The sequence below is a fragment of the Dokdonella sp. genome (assembly GCF_019634775.1).
Classification (GTDB): Bacteria; Pseudomonadota; Gammaproteobacteria; order Xanthomonadales; family Rhodanobacteraceae; genus Dokdonella.
The window spans coordinates 86,168-112,737 of the sequence record NZ_JAHCAS010000003.1 but is presented as its reverse complement, the minus strand read 5'-3'; the positions used below and the strand labels follow the sequence as shown (position 1 = coordinate 112,737).

The following is a 26,570-nucleotide window of genomic DNA, read 5'->3' as shown; positions in this document are numbered from 1 at the left end:
CGTTGCGCCAGTTCGTCAGGAGGATGTCGATCGGGCTGCTGCCGATGCCTCATTCGAGCAGGCTCTGCAGACGATAGAGCGCATCGAGCGCAGCCTTGGGGCTGAGTCCATCGAGATCGATGCGGCGCAGGGCTTCCTCCACCGGCGAAGGCAGCGCTGCCGCGAACAGGCCGAGCTGTGCTGTATCCGACTTCGCCGCAGTCTCCGCCATCGCATGCGTGCCGTCTTCGAGCGACTGCAGCACGCGGCGCGCGTCGGCGATCACGTTCTTCGGCAGGCCGGCCAGCGCGGCCACCTGCAGACCGAAGCTGCGGTTGGCCGGGCCGTCCTTGACCGCGTGCATGAACACGAGTTGGTCGCCGTATTCGACCGCGTCCAGGTGCACATTGGCGATGGTCGGGTGCCGGGTTGGCAGTTCGGTCAACTCGAAATAGTGCGTGGCGAACAAGGTGAATGCGCGGTTGACCGTGGCGAGATGGCGCGCGCAGGCCTCGGCCAATGCGAGACCGTCGTAGGTGCTGGTGCCGCGACCGATCTCGTCCATCAGCACGAGGCTGCGCTCACTTGCGTTATGCAGGATGTTGGCCGTCTCGCTCATCTCGACCATGAAAGTCGACTGCCCGCGCGAGAGGTCGTCGCCGGCGCCGATGCGCGTGAAGATGCGGTCGATCGGCCCAATCGCGGCGCGCGCGGCCGGCACGTAGCTGCCGATGTGAGCAAGCAGCACGATCAGCGCGGCCTGGCGCATGTAGGTCGACTTGCCACCCATGTTCGGGCCGGTGACGATCAGCATGCGGCGACTGTCGTCGAGGGCGAGGTCGTTTGGCTCGAACGGCTCCTCGCGCACCTGCTCGACAACCGGATGGCGGCCACGCCCTATGCGGATGCCCGCTTCGTCGACGAGTTCCGGTTCGTTCCAGTCGAGCGTGTCGGCACGTTCGGCAAAGCAGGCCAGCACGTCGAGTTCGGCGACCGCGGCGGCAGCCGACTTCAGCGCTTCCAGTTGGGCGGCGAGCGTGTCGAGCACCTGCTCGTAGAGCGCGCGCTCGCGCATCAACGAGCGTTCGCGAGCCGACAACACCCTGTCCTCGAACGACTTCAGCTCCTCGGTGATGTAGCGCTCGGCGCCTTTGATCGTCTGCCGCCGCGTGTAGTGGGTCGGCGCCTTGTCGGCCTGGCCGCGACTGATCTCGATGTAGTAGCCGTGCACGCGGTTGTAGCCGACCTTGAGGGTCGGAATGCCGGTCGCCGCCTTCTCGCGTTCTTCGAAGTCGATGAGGAATTGGTCGGCGTTCGTCGCCAGCGCGCGCAGTTCGTCGAGTTCGGCATCGAAGCCGGCGCGCACGACGCCGCCGTCGCGTTGCAGCGCCGGCGGTTGTTCGACGATCGCCGCAGCGAGGAAGTTGGCGGTGCCGGCGTGTTCGCCGAGACGGTCGAGCAGGGCGTCGAGGCGCGGACTGTCGATGCCGCTGACGCGGGCACGCAGGATTGGCGTGCGCGCCAGGCCATCACGCAGCGTGGATAGATCGCGGGGCCGTGCCGAACGCAGCGCGACGCGGGCGAGGATGCGTTCGAGGTCGCCGATGCCACGCAGTTCATCGCGCAGCGCCTCGATGCGGCGCGCTTCGATCAGGGCGCGCACGGCGTGGTAACGCTGGCGCAGGGTCACGCGGTCGCGCAAGGGTCGGTTGAGCCAGCGGTGCAGCAGGCGCGCGCCCATCGGCGTGACGCTGGTGTCCAGCACGCCGAGCAGGGTCGCGCCGCGCTGGCCCGAGACGTGCGTGTCGAGTTCCAGATTTCGCCGCGTCGCCGCGTCGAGTGCGATGGTGTCATCACTGCGCTCGACGGCAAGTCCGCCCAGATGCGGCAATGCGGATTTCTGCGTTTCCTCGACGTAGCCGAGCAGGGCGCCGGCGGCGCCGATGGCGAGGGTCAGGCCTTCCGCACCGAAGCCGACAAGATCGCGTGTGCCGAAGAAGCGGCATAGTTCGCGGCGCCCGGTCTCGCTATCGAAATGCCAGGGCGCACGCTTGCGCAGGCCGGGCAGGGCGGTCACGAACTTCGGCCACGCCACATCCTCGCCGACCAGGGTCTCGACGGGTTGCAGCCGCGCGAGTTCGGATGCGAGCGCTTCGGCCCCGGCGACCTCGCCAAGCAGGAAACGTCCGGCGGCGAGATCGACCCAGGCGAGTCCATAGCCGCTCTTGCCGGCGCTCACCGCCAACAGCAGGTTGTCGCGGCGCTCTTCGAGCAGGGCCTCGTCGGTCACCGTGCCTGGCGTGACGATGCGCACGACCTTGCGCTCGACCAGACCCTTGGCCAGGGCCGGATCGCCGATCTGCTCGCAGATCGCCACCGACTCGCCGAGTTTGACCAACCGGGCCAGGTAGCCTTCGGCCGCGTGGTAGGGCACGCCCGCCATGGGGATCGGCGCGCCGGCCGATGTGCCGCGCTGGGTCAGGGTGATGTCGAGCAGCCGCGCGGCCTTGCGCGCATCGTCGTAGAAGAGCTCATAGAAATCGCCCATGCGGAAGAACAACAGCACATCCGGATGCGTGGCCTTGGCGGCGAAGTACTGGCGCATCAGGGGCGTGTGCTGGGCGGAGTCGCTCATCGCGGCGCGTGTTCGGGACAAACGCGAAGTATCCCACGTGCGCGCGCCACCACGGCAAGTCGCCGGTGTTGCCGCCTGCGTCGGTGATGCTTCCGCTTTCCCTGCGCTGCACCCCCATCGGCCGCACGACGCGGTTCGGCCTGGTGTCAGACACGGGCAGCGGCGTCGGGTGCCATCCCCGCCTGGCGTGCCTGGACCGTGGCGACACCGGTACCGGACACCGCGCGATGGATCGCATCGATGATGTAGAGATCACTCAGGCCATCGGCCGCGGGAACCTTGGACGGCAGTCCGTCGATGATCACCTCTGCCATGTGGTCGAACATCAGTGGCAGCTGATCCTGCTGCGGCAAGGGACGTGATTCCCCCGCATGTCCGCCTTCGATGGTGGCGATGGTGAGCACCTGGTTCAGCAGTGGCGATGCGGGTTCCAGATCGACCCAGGCGCGCTCAAGCCCCACACGGAGGCGATTCTGCAGGCGATAGGACCAGCTCGACGAACCACTGGCCAGGACCCCATTGGGAAAGCGCAAGGTGAAGGCGATGGTGTCCTCCACTTCGCGGAAGCGCCGGTCCCGCGGCGAGCTGGCCTGGGCGCTCACTTCGACCGGCATGCCGCCCCCGAACATGCGTGCCGCCTGGATGCTGTAGACCCCCACGTCGACGAGACTGCCGCCGCCGGAAAGACGACGGTCGAACCGCCAGTTGTCGCCAGGGACGCTGATGGGGAAGCCCTTGTGCGCATCGACGTGCACGACGCGGCCGTGCTCGCCGCCTTCGATCAAGGCGCTTACCGCCGCATAGGCCGGTCCGAAGCAGGTGCGGTAGGCGATCATGAGATGCCGGCCGGTCTCGCGGGCGACTGCCAGCATGGCTTCGCCCTGCGCCACCGACGCCGCCAGCGTCTTCTCGCTGAGCACATGCTTGCCAAGCTTCATCGCCCGGATCGCGAATTCGGCGTGCAGGCCGACCGGCAAGGTCAGATAGACCAGGTCGACCGTATCATCCATGGCGATGCGATCGAAATCGTCATAGGTGTAGAGATGCTGCCGGTCGATGCCATGGATCGATGCGTAGCGTTTGGCCTTGTCGCCATCACGGCTCACCAGGGCGGTGATTCGCGCCCGGCGGGACGATGCGATGCGTGGCAGCGCGATGTCCGCGAAATTGCCGAGTCCGACGACGGCAATGCCGATTCGACGGGATGGTCCGGCGGGGCTGCCCGCAGCGTCTGCCAGCACGGCCCTGGACTTCAGGGCGAGGGCTGCGGCGGCGAGGCTGCCCGTCTTCAGAAAGTCGCGGCGGGTTCGGTTCATGTGCATGGTGCAACTCCATCGGGGGTGTCTCCGGAGGCTGGCACGCAGCCATCGCCCAAGCTTCACGAAACCGGAGTTGTCAACGCATGAATCCTGAAATGCCGGGTCTGGTGGCGGCCGCATTGCTGATGGCGGGCACGCTGCAATTGCTCTGGCTGGCCGTGCACCTGGCTACCGCTCCGCGTTTTAGGCATCCAGCGACGTTCTGGTTGTGCCTCGCCCTGTGCGGGCTCGCCGTGCGCATGGGCAAGTCCTCCCTGAACGCGTTCGTGGTGCTGCCCGACTGGCTGCTCAACATCGGACTGGCCGGCATGATTCTCGTTCCGCCGGCCGTCTTCGGCCATTGCAGGGCGCTGGGTGGCGAGCGTTTCACACCCGCATCAGTGCTTGGGCTGTGCCTCGCCCTTGGCTTCGCCGTCGCGTCGCCCTGGATACCCAACCAGCGCGGCGACCCGGCATCGATGTGGGTGTATACGGCCCTGCTGGCTTGGGGATTCATGTTCGTCCTGCTGCCGGGAAATGCACAGGCGCCGGCAGAAATGGCGCACTGGGGTCGTGTGATGCGGGGCATCCTGGCAGCCGTCTGGGCGGGATTCCTGCTGGTATTCCTGATCGGTTCGAACGTTCTTTATGTCGCCTGGTGCACGTTGTTCGCCCTTGCCAGCTCGATCCTGGCGATGCACTGGTTCGGTGCGCGTCATCTCGGTGACCACTACACCCGTTTGCTGCGCAGTCTCATCCGAGGTCCCGAGCTTGCCGATGCCGCCGCGGACCTGCTGCGGACACTGGGCGAGAACCAGCATTTCCGCGACCCCGACCTCACCCTGCGACGCTTTGCGCGCCGCGTCGGCGTGCCGGAGAAGCAGGCAAGCACCTTGCTCGCAAGCATTCCGCCGTTCCACTTCCGCGCGCACCTGAACGGCATTCGCATTCGGGCGGCACAAGCCGCCTTGCGCGCAGGCTGGAATGGGTCCATCACCGAGTTGGCCATGGAGGTCGGCTACAACTCGCCATCGGCCTTCTCCAGGGCGTTCCGCACGGTCGCGGGAGTGTCGCCGTCAACATGGCGCGCGGGTGCCGACGTTTGAACTGGCGTGCCTCGCAGCGACGGCGCTATCGGGTACTGTCGTGGATGCGGACCCAAGCACGGAGGACAGCGGCATCCTCTTCGGCGTATTGGTCGAGTTGCGCCGCGTCGAGCCAGCCCAGCCGCTCGACGCGCAGTGCCTCGATCCGTTCCGGCCCTGCGCCGTCGGCTTCCAGAGTTGCCAACCATAGCGCCGAGCAGCGACTGCGCAGCAGTGCATCCGGCATGGCCACGGCATCGATGCGCGCGCACAGCGCGGCAGCACTCGCCACGGGCACCGGCGCCTCGCGTTGGTGCAGGTCCAGCTCGTCTACGCGGGCCGACAGGCAGTCCATGTGGTTTTCGCCCTGCAGTTTCTCGCAGGCGGCTGCGGCATTCGCCAACGCCGCACGCGCCTCGCTCAGCTTGCCTGCGCGCCGCAGCGCCTGGCCATTGAAGATCTGCCAGCCCATGACCAGCGCAGGGTTGGCCTGCTCCAGGTCCGCAGCATCCTGCAGCAGGCGCCGGTAGGCAGCCAGCGCCTGCTCATGGCTGCCCTGGCGTGACCACAATTCGGCCAGTGCCTGCCGCGCCACCAGTGCCGCAACGCTGTCGCTGCCGCTGCTGCGCTCGGCATCCACCGCGGCCTGGGACAGGGCCGGCTCCAGTCCTTCAAGTTTCCCCGCGCCCAATGCCGACAGATTGCGCATCGAGCGCAGGGACGGCAACAACGGATGGTAGTCACCGCCAAACTGCCGGTAGAGCGCCACCGACCGCTCGAACTCGGACAGCGCGGCCCGGTATTCGCCGCGCCAGTAGTGGCAGCTGCCGAGGTTGTAGTGGGCGCCTGCTTGCGCCGAAGGATCGTCCAGTCCTGCCCAGTCGTCACTCCTGCGCTGCATGCGCAAGAGCAGATCCCCATCACATTGCCCGGCGGCGTACAGCTGTGTGCGCTCCTCCAGCGAAACCAGGCCCTGGAACTGGCTGTCGTTGCGCCCGCTTTCGATGCCAAGCGAAATCGCCAGTTGGAACGCAACCAGTGCATCGGCATAGCGCCCCTGGTTGACCAGTGCCGTTCCGTAGGCTTCCTCGGCTTCCATGCGCAACAGCGACATCTCGGGCAGGCGTTCGCGGATGGTCGCCAGCACCGATTCAAGCTGCGCCAGCGCGTCCACGGCGTTGCCTCGCGACTGCACGATCCGCGCAGACTCGAAATCCGCCGCCAGCTCGCCTTCCGCATTGCCGGAATGCCGATAGGCCTTGCGGGCCGCTGCCACTTCGGCCGCCGCCTCGTCCAGCCGACTGAAGCGGCGATTGATGCGCGCGAGCAGCAAGTGCATGTCGGCGAGCAGGCCGGGATCGGCGTCGGTGCTGACCAGCAGTGACGCCGCCGGATCCAGCCACTGTGAGCCGAGCAGCGAACGCGCCACGTCCACAGGCGCCAGCTTCTGCAGCTGTTGTCCCAGCGCCACGGCAGTGGCGTCACCGGTTTCCGCATCCAGCCGAGCCTGCTTCTCCACCAGGCCACCCACCAGCTGCGAGGCGAAGCGGCGCAGATCGATGCCTTCCAGCAGCGCCCGTTGGTAACGCACCGTCTCGGCCAGCGCCTGCTCGCGCCGGATCACTTCGTCACGTTGCTGGCGCGCCTCGTGCAAGGCATTGAGCGTGGCGACGGAGCCAACGATCACGGCCAGCAGCAGGCCCAGCGACAACGCCGCAATGGCGCGATGCCGCCGCACCCAGCAGTACAGGTGGTAGCCAAAGCCGGAGGGCATGGCGATCAGCGCCCGGCTCTGCTGCCAGCGCACGAGGTCCGCGGCAAAGGCGTCGGCACCGGGATAGCGCGCCTCGGGATCATGGGCCAGGGCCTTGTCGACGATGCATCCCAGCTCACGCCAGCGGAAGCGGGACACATGCAGGGCCTGCGGCGGGAGCGCCGGCCACGGAGCGCGCCAACCTTCGCGAATGCGTTGCCTGACCAGCGCTGCTGGCTGCCCGCTGAGATCCAACGGGTCGCGCAGGCGTTGACCGGTCGCTGCCTCCAGCAGCAACGCGCCCAGTGCGTGCACGTCGGCCCTGATATCGACAATGGCACCAGGCGTGGCCTGTTCTGGGCTCATGTAGGCCGGCGTGCCGGCCTCTTCCCCGTTATCGGCCATATCCACGCTGCGGGCGATGCCGAAGTCGATCAGGCGCGGCTGCCAGCGCCCATCGATGGCTTGCACCAGGACGTTGCTGGGCTTGAGGTCGCAATGTGCCAGGCCTTGTCGGTGCGCATGCGCCACGGTGTTCGCCACCTCGACCAGCATCGACACGCGCTCGTCGAGCGTCGGCGCCTGTTCACGCAGGTATCGATCCAGCGGCGGGCCATCCACGTAGTCCATCGCGAAGAAGGGCATGCCATCGGCGGTGGTATCTGCTTCGATCAGCCGCGCGATGGCCGGATGTTGCATGCGCGCCAGCACTGCGCGCTCGATATCGAAGAGGTGCCGGGCCTCGGCATCCAGCCGGCGACTGGTCAGCAGCTTGATCGCCACCCGCCTTGTCACCGGGCCGGATTGTTCGGCAAGAAAGACGCGCCCCATGCCGCCTCGGCCAAGTTCGCGCAGCAGACGGAATCGGCCGAATCGGCGACCGACGAAGGTGTCCGCGCTGGCTTCGGGCTCTCGTGCGAGCGACTCGGTCAGGTCAAGCAGCTCGGTGGCGAAGTTCTCATCTGCAGTTGCCGGAATCATGCGGGCAGCGCTCCGTCGCCGCCGCGACCGATGTCGAGCTCCTTCAACTTCTTGTAGTAGGTGGTCTTGCCGATGCCGAGCAGCGTCCAGGCATGCTCCGCATCACCCTCGGCGGCATCGATGGCACGCAGGATGGCATTGCGTTCGGCCTGCGCCGTGGCATGCGCCAGGGTGACAACGTCTCCGCCAGCGGGCGCATGTTCGATCAGCGGCCGGGCGCTGCCGACACCACGCAGTCGCGGTGGCAGGTGCTGGCGATCCAGCGCATCACCAGCGGCCAGCAGCGCGGTGGCGCTGTGGATGGCCTGGCGCAGCTCGCGCACGTTGCCTGGCCAGTCCGCGGCCTGCAGGTCGCGCAGGGCGGCCTCGGTGATGCCCGGGCTGTGGATGCCCGACTCCGCCAACGCCTCGTGGAAAAAATGGATCGCCAGCGGCGAGATGTCGATGCGACGCTCGCGCAAGGGTGGAATTCGTGCCTCGAAGCCGGCGATGCGGTGGAACAGGTCGAGGCGGAACTCGCCATCTGCCACCGCCTGCTCCAGGTCGCGATGGGTGGCGCTGACCAGACGCACGTCAACGGCGATCAAGTTGCGGCCACCGACACGATGGATGCGCCCGTCCTCCAGCGCGCGCAGCAGGCGCACCTGGGTTTCCGGCGGCATGTCACCCAGCTCGTCGAGGAACAGGGTGCCACCGTCAGCGCGTTCGAATACACCCGGGCGTTCGGCAACGCCGGTGGCCGCGCCCTTCTCCACGCCGAACAGTTCGGCCTCGAGCAGATCACGCGGCAGCGCGGCGCAGTTGATCGCAACGAAGGGCCCGCCGGCACGCGGTGAGCAGGCATGCACCCAGCGCGCCACCACGTCCTTGCCTGCGCCGGTTTCACCGAGCAGCAGAATTGCCACGCGCGAGCGCGCCAGGCGTGCCAGCGCATCCATTTGCCGGCGCAGTCCGGCGTCCGCTGTCGCAATGCCGGGCAGGGATGGCAACGGCGGCGACGCGGTTGGAGGTGTCGGCGGCGGATCGGGCAACCAGGACAGCCAGGTCGCTGCGAGTTCGGCGAGCCCCAGGTGGCGCTTCAACGTTCCATTAGTGGCACACAGGAGGTAGCGCCCATCATCGGCCAGTGCTTCGCTTGCGCTCTCCACATCTCCGACCGCCGCAATCGTCGTTGCCGAGGGCGAGGCACCGACGCGCGTCAGCCGCAGGCCTTCGACACCCAGCATCTCGGCGATTGCCGTGATGCGTCGGCTCAGCGCGGCTTCCCAGGAGGCATCGCCACCCCACAGCGCATCACGCAGGCGTTCACGCAGGGTGTGAAGCTGGGTGCCTTGCTCCACCGGATCGGTGGTTGCCGTCGGCGCCGGCGCATCGCCGGTGCGGTAGGCCAGGCCATCCAGTTGCGGATCGGCTTCCGTGATGAACAGTTGCAGCGGTCCGACCTGCAGTGTGGCGCCATGGCGGATCGCCGCACGCTGCACCGGCAGGCCATCGACACGCGTGCCGTTGGTGGAGCCGAGATCCTCGACGATCACGCCACCGGATGGCAGCACCTCCAGCAGCACGTGCTCACGCGACAGGCCATTCAGCGCTGCGCGAATCTCGCAATCGGCGCCGCGCCCCAGCCGGTAGCGACCGACATCCAACTGCCGACGGGAGAGTTCGGCGCCGGCAGGTTCCAGCACGTCGAGATGGACACGGATCCGCTGCATGCCGATGGTTCCCGACCGGTCAAGGTCGCAGGTTAGCGCATGCGTTCGCGTTTGCGAACCCGACGACGGAATGCGTGTGGATTTCCGTTCGCGATCACGAACCAAGCGTGCGTAGGTAATTGATTAGAAAGGATAGATACCGTTGGCATGGAACGTGGAATGACATTCGCAAATCACCACGAAGAGCCATCTCCATGCAACGACGCCTGCTGTCCCTGACCACGTTCATCGCGCTCGTCCTCTCGGCCTCCATCGGCCATGCTGCGCCCACCGATCCCGACACCGGCTTCGACGGTGATGGTGAACGCGAGAATCCGTTCCCGACCCAGCTCAACATCGACGCCGACCGGGAGTTTCGCGTGGCTGCCTGGGACGCCTACAACCGCATCCTCATCGGTGGCGATGACGCCGGCGACACCGCAGCACCCGTCGCACTGATCGGCCGCATGATGTCCGGCGGATTTGCCGACGCCACCTACGGCGTCAGCGGCCTGGCATCGCTGAGCCGCAACGGCGTGGACGGCATGACCGTCAACGATCTGCTGGTGCTGCCCGACGGTAGCGCCCTGATCTGCGGCGACGCCGTGTTCCCCGACCGTACCATGGGCTATGTCGCCCGGCTCGACGCCAACGGCCAGCAGGACCTGAACTGGGCGCCGGGCTCGGAGGATGGGGTGCTGATCCTCGGCGGGGAAGGTTCATACATCGGAACCCGCTGCCTGGTGGTCGATCAACTTGGCGATGGGCGCATCGTGGCGGGTGGAGAAATCACCCGTCCGGGCCCCTTTGGATTGGGCACCGAGAGACACGGACTGGTGGAGCTGCGCAAGGCCGATGGCTACAAGGACCTGGGCTTCGGTGAGAACGGCGTGGTCGAATTCCCGCTATCCCAAAACAACAGCTTCAACACGGTGTTTGCGGTCGCCGAGCAGCCCGGCAACGGCATCCTCGTGACGCTGGGCGAGCTTGGTGGGAGTGGCGGGCGCGACATCAACACGCTGCGACTGGGCTATGACGGCCAGTTCGACACCACCTTCGCTCCTTTCAGAAATCTCCAAGCGGCCCCGTTCGTGGGCTTCTACCGTCCTCCGGCCAGCGAGCTGATGTGGCCGCTGCCGAATGGCCACATCCGGCAGGCCATGCCGCACCACTCGCAGGGCAGCGGCTACCTCGGCGAGCTTTACTGGCTGGACGCACCGCGGGATGGCGACGTTCTGCCCTACCCGGTCGTGACCACACTCGGGCACGATCAGGCCAACAGCAGCCTCGACTTCGGCGGCGCCGCGCTCGCTCCGGATGGCAAGGTGATCTACGCCACACGGTCCGATCTGTCGCCGCGGAGCTGCATGCGCAATGACGCCTCGCTGGGACTGGCGCGGCTGCTGGCCAACGGCCAGCCTGACACGGGCTTTTCGAGCAGCGGCCAGTTCGACTGGCAGCCAGTCGCGGACTTCTCCAATCAGTGCCACCAGGGCGTCCTGAATGCCAACGACGTGGCGCTGTCGCGACAGGGCAGGATTTTCAGCCTGTACACGATTTCGCAGGGCTGGCCGAACCACACCGACATCGGATCCTCCAACAAACGGCCACTGCTATCCATGCGCGTCGGCGAAGCTTTCGGCGCCGAACCCTGGGACACGCTGCCGAACTCGGTGAGCTTCGCCGCCGCCAGCGCCCGACCGAACAGCATTGGTGAATCCGATTGGGTGCAGGTGACCGGGCTTGACAACGGCGCCTACGTTCCGGCGCTGGTGCTGGGTGGCGAATTGCGCATCGGCTTCGGCGATTGGGGCAACGCACGCTGGGTGAAGAACGGCGACTGGCTGCAGGTGCGCGGCGTTGCCCCCTCCAGCATCGGGAACAGCCGGACCGTACGCCTGCTTGTCGGCGGCATCCGCGGCCACAACAGCTGGGATTCGCTGGGACAGCGCATCCAGGCCGACTTCGTGATTGCCGCGAGCATGCCCAGCCTGCCAGGTGCACGCTGCAGCAGCGGTGGTTTCAACACCAACTGCAGCGCAACGATTGCGGACAACAGCTCGGTCACCAGCACCATCAATTTCCTCAATGGCGGCAGCTGCAACTACGTGCAGAGGGTGCGTGTCGGCCTCGATATCGAGCACACCTACATCGGTGACCTGCGCGTGACGTTGACCGATCCCAACGGCCAGATTTTCATCGGTGGCAGCGAGGGCATCGTGACACTGCTGAATCGACCGGCTGCCTCGGCCAGCGCTGCCAGCGGCAGCTGCGGTCATGACGATATCGTGGCCAGCTTCGACGATGCAGCGGTCACGCCGGCCCAGACCGCCTGCGGCACACCGGTGGGGTATCCAGCCTTGTCCGGCGATGTGGTTCCCGCGAATCCATTGTCCGAACTGGTTGGCCGACGCACCACCGGCAACAACGGCGCCGATGCCAGCGGCCTGTGGACACTGAAGATCGAAGATCTCGCTAACGGCGATAGCGGCCAGCTCCACGACTGGTCGCTGGACATCGACTGCAGTGCCAGCGCGCCGGCCATTTCCGATCTTTCCGTCGCCGTGAGTGGGCAGTCCAACAATCCGCTGGTCAGTGGGACGGGTGAGGCGGTTCCCGGCGACGGCGTGGTGATCACCTGGACGGTCACCAACAACGGGCCGATGGCGACGAGCAATGGTCGCTTCCGCGCCGGCCTTCCCACCGGCCTCACTGACTCGATCGACAACGCGGCCTGGGGCTGCACCACGTCCGCGGGTGGCAGTTGCACGCCGGTCATTCCCTGCTTCGGCGCCTGCCTCGGCAACGAGATCGACGCCGCCCTCAGCCTGCCGGTGGGCGGCACGGCGACCTTTGTCGCCATCGGCACCCTCACCGAACTGGCCGGCGATGGCACGCTTGTGATCAATGGTCGCAGCAGTGTTCCGCTGGCCATCGGTGGCACCCGCGACAACACTCCGGAAAACGACAGCGCGCAGTTGCTGATGCCGATCCAGCGCATCACCGATCTCGCAGTGACCGGTACGCGGCACAGTTGGCAAGGCAATACGGTTACCGTCGAAATCGACATCAGCAACCTTGGCCCGAGTCAGAACCTCAGCTTCACCGCCGATTTCGCACTACCGGTTGGCATGCAGATCACCAACGCGGAGTGTCGTCGCGGCAATCTGCCCTGCAACGATGGTTTCACCGCCGGTGGAGGCCACTTGATCTCGCTCACCGATGGCAACGGCCTGCTGCCCAATCGCACGCCGTACACCGCCATCCTGACGGCGACCTGGAACGGCGTCGGTGCCCCCGGCGACATGACCATTCGCACCTTCACCGATGCCACCGCCATCGACACTGACGATGGTGCGACAACCACCTACACCATCAGCGGGCCATCGGCCGGTGACATCATTTTCAGCAATGGATTCGAGTGATGGCTTCGAGGCAATGTCCAAACACGACCAGGCGCAATGCGATGCAAGTCTCGACAGTGACCGTCGCGCCTTGATCTGCGCCCGCACAGGACGGTGACGCCGTTGTGGGATTGATCAGAACATCCCTAGCGCTGCCAGTCTTCCCCGGCGCTGCCCGCGCCGGGGAACGGGTCACGACGCAGGATTCATTGAGTCCCGCCGCGCCGGCCGTCTGCTTCCGCCACGGGCTGAACATCGCGGGACAGCATGTGTTCTCGGCCAATGGTCAGGTGCAGCAGGTTCGCGCGCAGGGCGGTTTCGCCCATCGCGGCGCGTGTTCGCGACAAACGCGAGGTATTCCACGCGCGCGCACCGTCGCGGCAAGTCGCCGGCGTCGCCGCCTGGGGGCGTTGATGCCTGCGCCGCCTCGGCATCGAGTGGGCTGCGATCGTGTCCCGCTGCCGCACCGATGCCCGTGGCCACTGTGGAACCTGTCGGCTGCGCACGATCCGTTTGGGGTATGCGACCAGGGTCGCTGCCGGTCAGCCGCCCTCGAATCCGTCGTCGAATATGCGGTCGTTTCCGCCGCCGCCGAGCAAGGCCAGATACACCTCGAGATTGGTGTAACCGGCCACGCCCAGAAGGGGCAGGGACAGGGTGAGGCCGTTGTTGTCGGCGAGGTTCGGGTTCAGCCCGAGCGTGGCATGGGCCTGTTCGAAGGCATCGGGCATGCCGTCCTCGTCGCTGTCCACCGGCGGCGGTGGCGGTGAACCGGCAGGAAAATCCAGATCCAGCGCATCGTTGGCCACCGGCTGTTCGTGCGGCACCGCGGGAATCACGTTGCTGGCCACCGAGGCGGCGATGCGCCGGTCCATCGGGTCGTGCGGATGCGCGCCGACGCTCGGGGCCAGCAGCGCGAACAGGCCGTCGCCGGGCTGATAGCTGATCGGCGGAAACGCGTGCCGCGTGCTGCGTCGCGTGGCGCTGCCGAGGTCGGTGTTGCCGCCGGGCAGGGTCGTGGAGAAGTCGTTGCAGCAGTAGAACAGCGCATAGTCGGCCAGGCCCGGATACAGGTCGATCCGGTTGTCGCTGACGTAAAGGCTGTTCTGGCTGGTGTGGCCATCGACGCCCAGCATGACGTGGTCGACCATGCCGTAGGGAAACGATGGCCGTACCCGGAAGCGGTTCCCGACCAGATTGAGCTGCAGCCGGAACGGACCGTTGGCCTCGTCACCGTCCACCCACGGGTTGTAGGTGAGGTAGTAGTAGGGATCGAAATAGGCGTTGTTTGACACTTCCAACCGCAACGGGATGTCTTGGCAGGCATCGATCAGGCGCGGGGGAATGTCGTCCTGCGAACTGGATTCGCAGTTGATTTCCGGCAGCCGCCCCTTGATGCGGTAGAACAGGTTGCGAACGATGCTGATCCCGTCCAGTGGCCAGTCGCCGTTGGAATAGTTGATGAGGATGCCGCCGTAGATGGCGTGCCCGCCCTCGGTCTCGGCCAGGATGGAGTTCTGGATCGTCACCTGCGAGGCCCAGCTCAGCTGCAGCGCCTCGTCGCTGGCATTGGCCAGCGAAACGTGGTCGATCATCGCGCGCTTGACGCCGTCCAGGCGCAGCGCGTCGTCCGCCCCGGGGCAGTTGCCCGGCGGCGCCAGATGACAGGCCGGACGCAGCCGCAGATGGCGCACGATGAGGTTGTCGCAGGCCTCGCCGCCGTAATGCACACCGCAGATCAGGCCGCGCACGATGATGCCGCCCGGCGAGGTCTGTCCGGCTACCGTGACATCGCCCGAGCGCACCCACGCCGGCCCGTCGATGACGCCGCTGACCCGAAAAACGATGGTGCGCGCGCCGGGCTGGCGCAGTGCCCAGTTGAGCGAGCCGTGGTTGCCCGAGCCCAGCGTTCCGCCCGGATCGGCAGCCAGCGTGTCCACGAACAGTACCTGTCCGCCGCGCCCGCCGGTCGCCACCGCGCCAAACCCCTCAGCACCCGGAAAACTCGGCAAGCCCTGTGCGCCGCAGTCGCTGGCTGCCAGCAAACCGGCAAGTGCCATGGCGCCAAGGGTTGTCAATCCACGTTGCATGCTATTCCTCCCACCGTCAGCGGGCGGCCTGCTCACACGGACGGTCGTTGGTGCGGCGATGAGCGTCGGCCGCGGCACCGTCTCCGGGTTGCCATTCGCCGCGCCGCCCGCACGGGGCAGGCGATCGGACTCCCGGCGGCAGGAATGCTATGGCAGCCCGTACCCACGTTCAACGCTTCTTCCAATGGCGCATGGGCTTGAGAGAGGAGTGGCCACAGGCATGCCCCGCGCACGGATCGTCGAGGCAAGTCGCCGGTGTTGCCGGCCATGTCGGGTATGATCGTACTTTCCCTGTGCCGCGTGCCGGCCCCGACCGCGATCATGAACCCCGACATCGCCGACGATGCGCAATTGTTTGCGCTCGGCAACACGATTGCCGAACTGTTGATCTCGCACAACCAGACCATCGTCACGGCCGAATCGTGCACGGGCGGCTGGATAGCCAAGGTGCTGACAGACATCGCCGGCAGTTCGGGCTGGTTCGAGTGCGGCGTCGTCGCCTACAGCTACGAGGCCAAGGAAGCCCTGCTCGGCGTGCAGCCGCAGACGCTCGAACGCACTGGCGCGGTCAGCCAGGAAACCTGCGTCGAGATGGTGTCAGGCGCGCTCGCGCGCTACGGCGCGACGGTCGCTGTGGCCGTCACCGGCATTGCCGGGCCGACCGGCGCGACACCCGGCAAGCCGGTCGGCACGGTCTGGATCGGCTGGAAGCGCCGCGGCGGTTATGCGCATGCCGAACTGTTCCATTTCGACGGCGACCGCGAGTCTGTGCGCCGGCAGACCGTTGCTGCCGCACTCGACGGCGTGCGGCGAATTCTTACAAGCTGACGCGGCGATCACCGCTGGTCGCTGCGCGACCGTATGGGATAATCAAGCCCGGGTGTGCACGCACGCTCGATGTCGCCGGGTCTCAATCGCTGAGAACGCCGCGCGTTTTCCTTCGCCGACTTTCAACAAGGGTGACCCCGATGGACGACAACAAGCGCCGCGCGCTTTCTTCCGCGCTTTCGCAGATCGAGAAGCAGTTCGGCAAGGGCGCGGTCATGCGCATGGGCGACAAGGCCAACGAGTCGATCGAGACGGTCTCGACCGGTTCGCTCGGCCTCGACATCGCGCTCGGCATCGGCGGCCTTCCGCGTGGGCGCGTGGTCGAGATCTATGGCCCGGAATCCTCGGGCAAGACCACGCTGACCCTGCAGGTCATCGCCGCCTGCCAGCGCGCCGGGGGCACCGCGGCCTTCGTCGACGCCGAGCACGCGCTCGACCCGACCTATGCCGAGAAACTCGGCGTCAAGGTCGACGATCTGCTCGTGTCTCAGCCGGACACCGGCGAACAGGCGCTCGAGATCGCCGACATGCTGGTGCGCTCCAACGCGGTCGACGTGGTCGTGGTCGACTCGGTCGCTGCGCTGACGCCCAAGGCCGAGATCGAGGGCGAGATGGGTGATTCGCATGTCGGCCTGCAAGCGCGCCTGATGAGCCAGGCGCTGCGCAAACTCACCGCCAACATCAAGAAGTCCGGTTGTCTGGTCATCTTCATCAACCAGATCCGCATGAAGATCGGCGTCATGTTTGGCAACCCGGAAACGACCACCGGCGGCAATGCGCTCAAGTTCTACGCCTCGGTGCGCCTGGACATCCGCCGCATCGGCGCGGTCAAGCGCGGCGACGAGGTCATCGGCTCGGAAACGCGCGTCAAGGTCGTCAAGAACAAGGTCGCTCCGCCGTTCCGCCAGGCCGAGTTCGAGATCCTCTACGGTGAGGGCACCTCGCGCGAAGGCGAGCTGATCGAACTCGGCGTGCTGCACAACCTCGTCGAAAAGTCCGGTGCCTGGTACAGCTACAAGGGTGACCGCATCGGCCAAGGCAAGGACAACGTGCGTCAATACCTCAAGGAACACCCCGAGATCGCCAACGAGATCGACGCCGCGTTGCGCGAAAAGCTGCTGGTCAAGGGTGGCGCCTCGCCGTTGCCCGCGGTCGAGGTCGAGGAGGCCTGAGTCGGTGCGAGGCGGTGTGGTCGTTGCGCCAGGTCGCCAACGGACGCCCTGGGCCCTTCCGGTCGCGCGCGAAGTCGATCGCCGGGTTTCGAGGCCGGAGGGGGGCAGGCCTGCATCGCCGTCGAAGGGCGGTCGCGAAAGGGGCGTTCGCGCGCGGCCGTCTTGTTTGAACGTGCTCTTGCATTGACCTGCACACTCGATCGGAGCGGGCCACTGATCGAACTTTCCGGGCGGGATCAGTGCTGCCAGCCGGGCGGAAGCATGCGGCGCCGGTACCCGTTTCCGGCTATTGTCCGGCGGTGCGTCGGTACCAGGCGCCCGATCCATCCGAACCTGCCGGAGTAGGCATGCGCGCGCCCAAGCCTCCGCGTCCGAAACCCGACGCCTTCGGCAAGGCGTTGAGCCTGCTTGCCCGGCGCGAGCAGTCGCGGCGCGAACTCGGCGACAAGCTCAAACGTGGCGGCTATGCGCCGGCGGAGGTCGAGGGAGCGCTCGATGGCGTCGTCGAACGCGGTTACCAGGATGACGCCCGCTTTGCGGCCGTGCTCGCGCGCAGTCGCGCTGCCTCGGGCTACGGTCCGCGGCGCATCGCCGCCGAGTTGAGATCACATGGCCTCGATCCGACCACGGTCGCTTCCGCCCTGGCCGATGTCGAAGCCGACTGGCTGGACAACGCTCGCCGTCAGATGGAGCGTCGCTACGGCCGCAAACCGGCCGTCGAGTCCGCCGAGCGTGCCCGTCGCGCCGGTTTTCTCTTGCGCCGCGGCTTCGATGCCGCCACAGTGAGCGCCCTCACGCGCGCCGAGTGCGGCGATCCGGACGACGACTTCGATTGAGAGGTGGTTGTCGCGGACGCATGTCGGTCGTGTCCGTCATGCCACCTGTCAGCCCGATTCCATGAAATCCAGCGCCGAAATCCGCTCCGACTTCCTCGAATTCTTCCGTTCCAAGGGTCACGCGATCGTGCCATCGGCCTCGCTCGTACCGTCGAGTGATCCGACTCTGCTGTTCACGAATTCGGGCATGGTCCCGTTCAAGAACATGTTCCTTGGCAGCGAGAAACCACCGGGTGCACGCGTCGCCGATGTGCAGCGCTGCCTGCGTGCGGGCGGCAAGCACAACGATCTCGATTCGGTCGGTTACACGGCACGTCATCACACCTTCTTCGAGATGCTCGGCAACTGGTCGTTCGGCGACTACTTCAAGCGCGATGCGATCGTTTGGGCCTGGGAGTTGCTGACTGGCGTCTGGAAGCTGCCGAAGGATCGCCTGCTCGTCACCGTCTACCACACCGACGACGAGGCCTGGACAATTTGGAAGGACGTAGTCGGCATTCCCAGCGAACGCATCGTGCGCATTGGCGACAACAAGGGTGCGCCGTTTGCCTCCGACAACTTTTGGCAGATGGCCGACACCGGCCCCTGCGGTCCGTGCACGGAGATTTTCTACGATCATGGTGCACACATCGCCGGCGGTCCACCCGGCTCGCCGGACGAGGACGGCGACCGCTTCATCGAGATCTGGAATCTCGTCTTCATGCAGTTCGACCGTGCCGCCGACGGTACGCTGACGCCGCTGCCCGCGCCCTGCGTGGATACCGGCATGGGTCTCGAACGCCTCGCTGCGGTACTGCAGCACGTCCATGCGAATTACGAGATCGACCTGTTCCAGGCCCTGATCCGGCGCGCGGCCGAACTGACCGCGACGAGCGATCTCGAGAACAAGTCGCTGCGTGTGATCGCCGATCACATCCGCGCCTGTGCGTTCCTGATCGTCGATGGTGTGCTGCCTTCGAACGAGGGCAGGGGCTATGTGCTGCGCCGGATCATCCGCCGCGCCTTGCGCCATGGCTGGATGCTCGGCGTGCGCGGCGAATTCTTCTGGAAGATGGTCGAGCCGCTGTGTGCCGAGATGGGCGCTGCCTATCCCGAACTCCCGGCCAGGCGCGAGCTCGTCGAGCGCGCACTCAGGGCCGAAGAAGAACGCTTCGGTGAAACGCTCGAACAGGGCATGAAGCTGTTCGAGGACGTCGCTGCCCGGGCAGGCGACACGATCCCCGGGGTGGACGCATTCCGCCTCTACGACACCTACGGTTTTCCGGTCGACCTCACGGCCGACATCGCGCGTGAGCGCGGGCTTTCGCTGGATATGGCCGGTTTCGAGAAGGCCATGGAAGAACAGCGCGAACGTGCGCGCGCAGCCAGTCATTTCGAGTCGAAGGGCCAGTTGCCGGCCGAGGTCGCCAGCAGTCTTGCGCCGACCGAGTTCCTTGGCTACGAGACCATCCACGCCGACGCTGGCAAGGTCGTCGCGATCATCCGCGGCGGGCGCAGCCTCGCCACGCTGGCTGATGGCGAGGAGGCGATCGTGCTGCTCGACCGCACACCGTTCTACGCAGAGTCGGGCGGACAGGTCGGCGATACCGGTGTGCTTGCCACGTCTGCTGGACGCTTCGAGGTCGGCGACACGATCAAGCTGGGTGGCGTGTTCCATGGTCATGTCGGGCGTTGGCATGGCAAGGCCGCACTCACGCCCTCCGAGCCGGTCGTCGCCATGGTCGACGATGAACGCCGCCGCTCGGTGGTGCTCAACCATTCGGCAACCCACCTGCTGCATGCGGCGCTGCGCAAGGTGCTCGGTGAGCACGTGACGCAGAAGGGCTCGCTGGTCGCACCCGACCGACTGCGCTTCGACTTCGCGCACTTCCAGCCGGTCACGCGCCAGGAATTGCGCGTCATCGAGGAGCTGGTCAATGCCGAGATCCGTGGCAATGTCGAAGTCGATGTCCGCCACATGCCCTATGACGACGCGATCGCAGCCGGTGCCATGGCTCTGTTCGGTGAAAAGTACGGCGACGAGGTGCGCGTGCTGCGCATGGGCGCCTTCTCGACCGAGCTGTGCGGTGGTACGCACGTTTCACGCACCGGTGACATCGGTCTGTTCAAGATCGTCGGCGAGAGCGGCGTCGCTGCCGGCATACGCCGCATCGAAGCCCTGACCGGTGCGGCGGCGATCGCCTACGTGACCGATGAGGAGTCGCGTCTCGGCGAGATCGGCGCATTGCTGTCGTCATCCGCCGCTGACGTGGTCGACAAGTTGCGCCAGTTGCTCGATCGCCAGAAGAGGCTCGAGCGCGAACTCGACGGTTTGAAGGCGCGCGCGGCGAGTGCGGCGACCTCGGATCTGGCCGGCACGGCAGTCGATGTTGCCGGCATCAAGGTCGTCGCCGCGCGTGTCGACGGCCTCGACGCCAAGGCCCTGCGTGATGGCGTCGATACGCTGAAGCAGAAGCTCGGTGACTGCGTCATCGTGCTGGCCTCCGGCAGTGAAGGCAAGATCGCCCTCGTCGGTGGTGTCGGCGGCAGCGCGCTCGGCCGCATCAAGGCCGGCGACATCGTCGCTCACGTGGCCAGGGCGATCGACGGCAAGGGCGGTGGGCGCCCCGACATGGCGCAGGGGGGCGGAGTCGACTCACCACAGCTCACCGGCGCGCTCGCCGGTGTTCCCCAATGGGTGGCCGAGCGCGCTGCCTGAGCGGGAATCGTGGATGTTTCATGGAGTTGCACTCCGTTCGCGCCAGGGCATTGATCCCGCCCTGGACGGATGGCCACACCATGACCATCGTCCGTTGCGCCCCTTCGAGAGCATGTCTTAGTATCGCGAGGCTTGGTGTTTCAGCGGAGCCTGCGCAGGCTGCAAATGGTTTCGCTGATGATCCGGTCGAGGCTTCGCATTGGGGGACGGGCCGCGGGACCAGTCAGGGAGACTGGCCTTGGTCTCAGGACATGACGCCGTTGCGCTCACGGGTACCCGCGCGGGGCAGACATGCCGGATCGACGACAAGTGTTTCCAAGGAGTAGAACATGCTGATTTTGACCCGCCGCGTCGGAGAAACCCTGATGATCGGCGATGAGGTGACCGTGACTGTGCTCGGCGTGAAGGGGAATCAGGTGCGTATCGGCATCAACGCCCCGAAGGATGTCGCGGTGCATCGTGAAGAGATCTACCAGCGCATCAAGCGCGAACAGCATTCAGGCGGTGATGTATCGTCGACTGGTGAAAGCTGATCCTGCCGGCGCATGCGTTTCCCTGGCGTCGCGTGATCCCACCGGATGTCGTGGCACCGCTCTGAACAGGTCACACAGACTCCTCCGCCGGCATTCGTGCATTGCGTGAATCTCGGTGAGTGGCTTGCAGATGTCACCCCGTCATAGGGAATCAAGAGCTTGGGGCCGTCCTGTACGGGCGCAGTTCGGCGCTGCGTCGGCTCGACATACGGCCAGCCTGCCTTTGCCGTCGCGCCTTGATCTGCGCCCGCACAGGACGGTGACGCCGTTGCGTGATAACCAGAACACGCTCAAGACGGCAGGGTTCCCAATCCGGGCTTTTGCGCATTCAGTGCCGGTGAGGATCTGCCGGCGCCGGCGGCTGTTCATGGCGTTTCCGCCGGTGGGTTGGCGCAGGCTGGCGGGTGCGGTAAAGTCGCGGCCCCGTCACGCTTGAGTGCTGGCGGCCAGCACTGCAAAGCCCAGCCACAGAATTCCGGAGAGATGCCCGAGAGGCCGAAGGGGCTCCCCTGCTAAGGGAGTATAGGGTCAAAAACTCTATCGAGGGTTCGAATCCCTCTCTCTCCGCCAGATACGAAAATGAGCCCCGCAAGGGGCTTTTTTCGTATCTGGCAGGGATGAGGCATGGACGAACCCCCAAGGGATTGATCAGGGCATCCCGAGGGTTCGACCAGTTGATTCGGGCCTGTCCCGGCCCTGACCGTGCGGGCCATTGCCTGCGACGCTGTCCGTTCCGATTGACGGGACGGGGAGAGCAAGTGAACTCCAGCGACAACGTTCACCGGGTTGGACTTGCGGCGTCGAGCCCGATCGATGGCCCAGGACGGACGGCGGACTTCCTGAGTCACCACCGGTACGGAACCGGGTAGCGGTCACCCGTGCGGATGGAGCAACTCCATTCGGCTTGGCCGCGAGGCTCCGTACCTGAATCCCGATCGAATCCTTCGCGACGGAATTCGCCCGCTGCGCCGTTCAAGGGTTGCCACGCACACGTGCTGGCCTGGTTTGAACGAATGATCAGAGGAGAACGGAAGATGATGATCAAGACCTGCGCGGCGCTTGCGTTGACGGGGATGCTTTCCATGCCGGCGTACGCTGGTATCGACGGCCGGCAGGCTGTTCAGCAGCAGCGCATAGAGAACGGTCGGGCTGCCGGTCAGTTGACCCGGCTGGAAGCGGCGCGCCTTAGCCACCAGCAAGCCCGGATCGATCGGGCCGAAGCCCGAATGCGTGCCGACGGTGGTGGCTTGAACGCGATCGAACGTGCGCGCCTGCATGTGCGTCAGGATCGCGCCAGCGCGAACATCTTCCGTCAACGCAACGATCGTCAGTTCTGAAGTCACGCCTGCGCCGCGTGCGGCGAAGGGTGCATGTCCATGCCGGTGCAGGTCGATGCGAACACACCGACGGTCCATGTCAATGTCGAGCGGGTCATCTCGATCTGCGTCGACCGTCCCGCAGTGGCGGGCGATCGATGCGAACGTCGCCGGTACCCATGTGAATGACTACGATGGGCTGGGAGCAACTCGGGTGTTGCGGGAGGTGCCGAATGATCGGACGGATGGCGTTGCGGCATCCGTGTGCCGTCGGTTGCAGCCGAGCGCGGACACGGCATTGGAACAGGGTGGCAGCTTGAATCCGCACGACGCCATCGACCCGGACATCGATCTGGTCGCCCGCGTTGGGCGGGGCGAGGGACATGCGGCGCGGACCCTGGTGTCGCGCAAGCTGCCGCGCCTGCTGGCGTTGGCGCAACGCATGCTCGGTGATCGCAGCGAGGCCGAGGATGTGGCGCAGGAATGCATGCTTCGGGTCTGGCAGCGCGCATCGGCATGGCGGCCAGGCGTTGCCAGGTTCGATACCTGGCTGCATCAGGTGGCTCTGAACCTGTGCCACGATCGTTTGCGCATGCGCAGACGCACGCACCCGGATGCCGAGGTGCCGGACCGCATCGACCCGGACCCGCTGCCCGAGCAGCGCATCGCGGCTGACGAGCGCGGCAAGCGCGTCGAGGAGGCTCTGCATGCGCTGCCGGAGCGGCAGCGTGAGGCGATCGTGCTGCAGCACTTTCAGGGGCTTTCCAACCAGGAGGCTGCGGCGGCGATGGAAATCAGTGTCGAGGCGCTGGAAAGCCTGCTGTCCCGAGCACGGCGCAATCTGCGCCAGCAGCTGTTGGAGGAAGAACGTGAAACCTGAGCGATTTGCGCAATTGCTGGCGAGCTATGGAGGCAGGCTGGAACGATGGCCGGCAGCCGAGCGTGAGGCGGCAAAGCGATTCCTGGCTGGCGATGCCGAGGCGGCACGCCAGCAGAGTGTCGCGCTCGAGTTCGACGAACTGCTGGATGCCTATGTGCTGGCAGGGCCGGATGCGGATCTGATCCGCCGCGTCAACCTGGGATTTCGGCCACGCGCGTCGCATTCGCTGTTGCGCGAATGGTGGCTCGGGCTGGCCCTCGGCAGCGCGGCAGCGGCCGGGGCGGCGTGCGGTGTGCTGTTGCCGGTGGCGCTGCCGCAGGACGACTCCTCTGCGCTGAACTGGGCGGATGACCAGGCCACGGCATTTGGCGCGTACGAGTGGGAGGAATGGCAGCCATGATGAGTCGTCGTTTGCAGATCCTGCTGATCGTCTCTCTCGCACTCAATGTGTTCGTGCTCGGGGCATTGGTCAGCCGAGTGCTGGTGCACAAGCGTGCCGAGACCGTTGCGATGACCGGGTTCAACCCAGGTCGCGGTCATTTGCGTCAGGCCGTGATGCAATTGGAACCAGATCATCGGCGCACTCTCCGGCGCATGCTCGGCGAGGCCATGCGCGAGATGAAAGAACAAGGCGAAACTGCACGAGCGGCACGCATTGAGGCTGCGCGCTTGCTCGGTGCGGAGCGACTGGATCGCGCCGCCCTTGAAGCGGAACTGGAACGGGCGCGGGCGGCCGAGCAGGCGATTCGCGTACGGATCGAAGCCGGTGTCGTCGAATTTGCCGCATCCCTGCCGGCGGACCAGCGCATCGTGTTGGTCGATGCGCTGAAGCGCGCCAAGCCTCGCCAGCGCAAGCAACCATGAAAACCTTGATTGCCGTCAATCGATTTGGCTTGGGCGCGCGGGCGGGTGACGCGATTTCCATGGCGCCGCGGCGGTGGCTGCTCAACCAGCTTGAACGCTACGAACCCAGGCCATCGATGTGGAAATCATTGCCAGGCAGCGCAGAGCTCGCTGGCGAGTTGCGCGCGGCACGCCTGTCGATGCGCGACGAGAGTGACGACACGCGCAAGGACGCTCGTCGCAAGCAGCGCCGTGATGCGCGTGACACATACCGTCAGGCTGTCGATGCGCGCATCCATGCCGCAATCACCACTGACACGCCGTTCGTCGAACGGTTGGTGCACTTCTGGTCGAACCATTTTGCGATTTCGGTGGACAAGCTCGTGGTTGCGCCGCTGGCTGGCGCCTTCGAGTTCGAAGCCATCCGTCCGCATGTGCTCGGACGCTTCGAAGACATGCTGCTGGCGGTCGAAAGGCATCCGGCCATGCAGCTGTATCTCGACCAGGTGCAGTCGGTGGGACCGAACAGTCCGCTGGCAAGGCGCCGAAACGATCGCAACGGCGAACGCAAGGCCGGGCTCAACGAGAACCTGGCCCGTGAGATCCTGGAGCTGCACACGCTCGGTGTGCGCAGTGGATACAGCCAGGAAGATGTCACCGAGTTTGCGCGCGCATTGACCGGCTGGAGCTTTGGCGGTATCGGGCGTCGCGCCGAGGCGGAAGCGGCCGGGCAGTTCATGTTCCGCAACGCCCTGCACGAGCCAGGCGTGCGCACCATCCGTGGCCGTCGCTACGCCCAGGAAGGCGAAGCGCAGGCGCTGGCCGTGTTGCATGATCTCGCCATGGCCGAGGCGACGGCGCGGCACATCGCGACCAAGCTGGTCCGACATTTCGTGGCCGATGAACCGTCGCCAGTCCTGGTCAATCGTCTTGCACGCGTGTTCGACGAGACGCATGGCGACCTGCCCAGTGTGTATCGCGCCCTCGTTGACGCACCGGAGAGTGCCAATCCTGCGGCGCGCAAGTTCAAGACGCCTTGGGAATGGCTGATTTCGATTTTGCGTGGCATCGATGTGCGCGACGTGGGCGAGATGAGATCCGCAGCGGTGCTGCAGCAGCTCGGGCAGGCGGTCTGGCAACCCGGCTCGCCGGCCGGTTTTGATGACGTGGCAGCCAGTTGGGCCGGCCCCGATGCGCTGGTGCGACGCGTCGAAGTGGCTCAGCGGATCGCCGAACGTATCGGCGACCGCTTCGATCCGCGCACGCTCGGCGAGGCTTTGTTGCACGGCGGATTGGGTCAGTCGACGGCACGCGCGATCGCATCGGCGGAGAGTCGCAGCACGGGTCTCGCGCTGCTGCTGGTCGCGCCCGAGTTCCTGAGGAGATGAGCATGAGCATTTCCCGTCGCCGATTCCTGCATGGACTGGGTGCCGCGGCCGGCAGCCTGTGGCTGCTGCCCCGTCCAGCCATGGCCAGCGCCGGCAGTGAACGTCGCTTCGTGTTCGTCATCCAGCGTGGCGCAGCCGATGGCCTCAATACCGTCATCCCATACGCCGATCCGGGTTACGCGCGCCTGCGCGGCAGTCTGGCTATTGCGAGTGCCGATGCGATCAAGCTGGATGGCACGTTTGCCCTGCATCCTGCCTTGGGCGAACTCGGCAAGCGCTACGCCGCGGGCGAAGCCCTGTTCGTGCACGCGGTGGCTTCGCCATACCGCGAACGCTCGCATTTCGATGGCCAGAACGTGCTCGAATCCGGTGCCGATCAACCCTATGCGGTACGCGATGGCTGGCTCAATCGCTTGAGCGCATTGTTGCCAGCGGGAGACTCCGAACCCATCGCCGTGTCGCCGACCGTACCGCTGGCCCTGCGTGGCAACGCGCCGGTCAGTTCCTATGCCGATTCGGCCCTGCCGGAGGTGAGCGACGATCTCCTCATGCGCGTCGAACGCCTCTACGCCGACGATGCACAGTTGCACGAGTTGTGGGCGTCGGCCATGGCCGCTCGTGCGCTGGCCGGTGACGACGGGTCTGCGCGGCAGACACCGGCCAGACTCGGCAAGCTGGCGGCGACCTTTCTGTCGCAAGCCAACGGCCCGCGCATCGCCATGCTCGAAACCGGAGGTTGGGATACGCACAACGGACAGAATCCGCGCTTGGCGCTGCGCCTGCGTGGTCTCGACGAATTGCTGGCGGCGCTGCGTACCGGGCTGGGCACCGCATGGGGCGACACCGTGGTCGTGGTCGCCACCGAGTTCGGCCGCACGGTGGCGGTCAACGGCACCCAAGGTACCGATCACGGCACGGCTTCGGTGGCCATGCTCCTGGGTGGCGCGGTGAATGGCGGTCGCGTAGTCACCGACTGGCCTGGCCTCGACACCGCGTCGCTCCACGAAGGTCGCGACCTCAAACCGACCATCGAACTCGATGCCGTTCTTGCCAGCGCGGCGGCGCAGACCTTCGGCCTCGATCCGGGGCGCGTGGCGTCCGTGCTGTTCCCGGCATGCAAAGGCCTGCGTCCGCTGGACGGCCTGATCCGCGCAGCCTGA

The 26,570-nt window shown here is 66.1% G+C and carries 18 protein-coding genes and 1 tRNA gene; 14 read left to right on the top strand and 5 right to left on the bottom strand.

The features are described 5' to 3' along the window. Positions 1-49 precede the first annotated feature (49 nt). Both mutS and KF907_RS14325 read right to left on the bottom strand, forming a co-directional pair. On the bottom strand, positions 50-2,614 hold the full coding sequence (gene mutS, locus KF907_RS14330; protein ID WP_291221447.1) for a DNA mismatch repair protein MutS: 2,565 nt from the start codon (positions 2,612-2,614) through the stop codon (positions 50-52). 146 nt (positions 2,615-2,760) lie between these two features. Continuing rightward, positions 2,761-4,053 (bottom strand): Gfo/Idh/MocA family protein, encoded by a 1,293-nt coding sequence (locus tag KF907_RS14325; RefSeq protein ID WP_291221445.1) that lies wholly within the window; start codon positions 4,051-4,053, stop codon positions 2,761-2,763. Between KF907_RS14325 and KF907_RS14320 the strand changes: the two genes are divergently transcribed. After that, complete coding sequence (locus KF907_RS14320) at positions 4,017-5,018, top strand: helix-turn-helix domain-containing protein (protein WP_291221443.1); 1,002 nt, start codon at positions 4,017-4,019, stop codon at positions 5,016-5,018. The genes KF907_RS14325 and KF907_RS14320 overlap by 37 nt on opposite strands. 25 nt (positions 5,019-5,043) lie before the next feature. On the opposite strand, the gene KF907_RS14315 is transcribed toward KF907_RS14320, so the two are convergent. Next, positions 5,044-7,731, bottom strand: a complete 2,688-nt coding sequence (locus tag KF907_RS14315; RefSeq protein ID WP_291221441.1) for a serine/threonine-protein kinase — start codon at positions 7,729-7,731, stop codon at positions 5,044-5,046. Beyond that, on the bottom strand, positions 7,728-9,443 hold the full coding sequence (locus tag KF907_RS14310; protein WP_291221439.1) for a sigma 54-interacting transcriptional regulator: 1,716 nt from the start codon (positions 9,441-9,443) through the stop codon (positions 7,728-7,730). Before KF907_RS14310 ends, KF907_RS14315 begins: the two co-directional genes overlap by 4 nt. Before the next feature lie 446 nt (positions 9,444-9,889). Between KF907_RS14310 and KF907_RS14305 the strand changes: the two genes are divergently transcribed. Continuing rightward, the gene (locus tag KF907_RS14305; RefSeq protein ID WP_291221437.1) at positions 9,890-12,847 is read left to right on the top strand and encodes a proprotein convertase P-domain-containing protein; all 2,958 of its coding nucleotides are present in this window, start codon (positions 9,890-9,892) and stop codon (positions 12,845-12,847) included. A gap of 521 nt (positions 12,848-13,368) precedes the next feature. Here the strand turns inward: KF907_RS14305 and KF907_RS14300 are convergent. After that, a complete protein-coding gene (locus KF907_RS14300) occupies positions 13,369-14,904 on the bottom strand; it encodes a hypothetical protein (RefSeq protein ID WP_291221435.1) in 1,536 nt (511 codons plus the stop codon). 288 nt (positions 14,905-15,192) lie between these two features. Between KF907_RS14300 and KF907_RS14295 the strand changes: the two genes are divergently transcribed. The 12 genes from KF907_RS14295 to KF907_RS14240 all read left to right on the top strand — a co-directional run bounded on the left by KF907_RS14295 (position 15,193) and on the right by KF907_RS14240 (position 26,570). Next, a complete protein-coding gene (locus KF907_RS14295; protein WP_291221672.1) occupies positions 15,193-15,744 on the top strand; it encodes a CinA family protein in 552 nt (183 codons plus the stop codon). Positions 15,745-15,884: 140 nt separating this feature from the next. After that, positions 15,885-16,916, top strand: a complete 1,032-nt coding sequence (recA, locus tag KF907_RS14290; RefSeq protein ID WP_291221433.1) for a recombinase RecA — start codon at positions 15,885-15,887, stop codon at positions 16,914-16,916. A gap of 347 nt (positions 16,917-17,263) precedes the next feature. Continuing rightward, the gene (locus KF907_RS14285) at positions 17,264-17,752 is read left to right on the top strand and encodes a regulatory protein RecX (protein WP_291221431.1); all 489 of its coding nucleotides are present in this window, start codon (positions 17,264-17,266) and stop codon (positions 17,750-17,752) included. A gap of 61 nt (positions 17,753-17,813) precedes the next feature. Then, positions 17,814-20,450, top strand: a complete 2,637-nt coding sequence (alaS, locus tag KF907_RS14280) for an alanine--tRNA ligase (protein ID WP_291221429.1) — start codon at positions 17,814-17,816, stop codon at positions 20,448-20,450. A gap of 329 nt (positions 20,451-20,779) precedes the next feature. Beyond that, the gene (gene csrA / locus KF907_RS14275) at positions 20,780-20,983 is read left to right on the top strand and encodes a carbon storage regulator CsrA (protein ID WP_291221427.1); all 204 of its coding nucleotides are present in this window, start codon (positions 20,780-20,782) and stop codon (positions 20,981-20,983) included. Between the two features lie 477 nt (positions 20,984-21,460). Further along, positions 21,461-21,553: transfer RNA gene (locus KF907_RS14270), tRNA-Ser, on the top strand. Positions 21,554-22,017: 464 nt separating this feature from the next. Beyond that, positions 22,018-22,320, top strand: a complete 303-nt coding sequence (locus tag KF907_RS14265; protein ID WP_291221425.1) for a hypothetical protein — start codon at positions 22,018-22,020, stop codon at positions 22,318-22,320. Further along, positions 22,259-23,179, top strand: coding sequence for an RNA polymerase sigma factor (locus KF907_RS14260; RefSeq protein WP_343214765.1), 921 nt, complete (start codon positions 22,259-22,261; stop codon positions 23,177-23,179). Before KF907_RS14265 ends, KF907_RS14260 begins: the two co-directional genes overlap by 62 nt. 13 nt (positions 23,180-23,192) lie before the next feature. Then, entirely contained in the window at positions 23,193-23,579 is a 387-nt protein-coding gene (locus tag KF907_RS14255; protein WP_291221423.1) for a hypothetical protein, read from the top strand. Beyond that, entirely contained in the window at positions 23,567-24,043 is a 477-nt protein-coding gene (locus KF907_RS14250) for a periplasmic heavy metal sensor (RefSeq protein ID WP_291221421.1), read from the top strand. Before KF907_RS14255 ends, KF907_RS14250 begins: the two co-directional genes overlap by 13 nt. Continuing rightward, complete coding sequence (locus KF907_RS14245; protein WP_291221419.1) at positions 24,040-25,410, top strand: DUF1800 domain-containing protein; 1,371 nt, start codon at positions 24,040-24,042, stop codon at positions 25,408-25,410. Before KF907_RS14250 ends, KF907_RS14245 begins: the two co-directional genes overlap by 4 nt. A 2-nt stretch (positions 25,411-25,412) precedes the next feature. Continuing rightward, a complete protein-coding gene (locus tag KF907_RS14240) occupies positions 25,413-26,570 on the top strand; it encodes a DUF1501 domain-containing protein (protein ID WP_291221418.1) in 1,158 nt (385 codons plus the stop codon).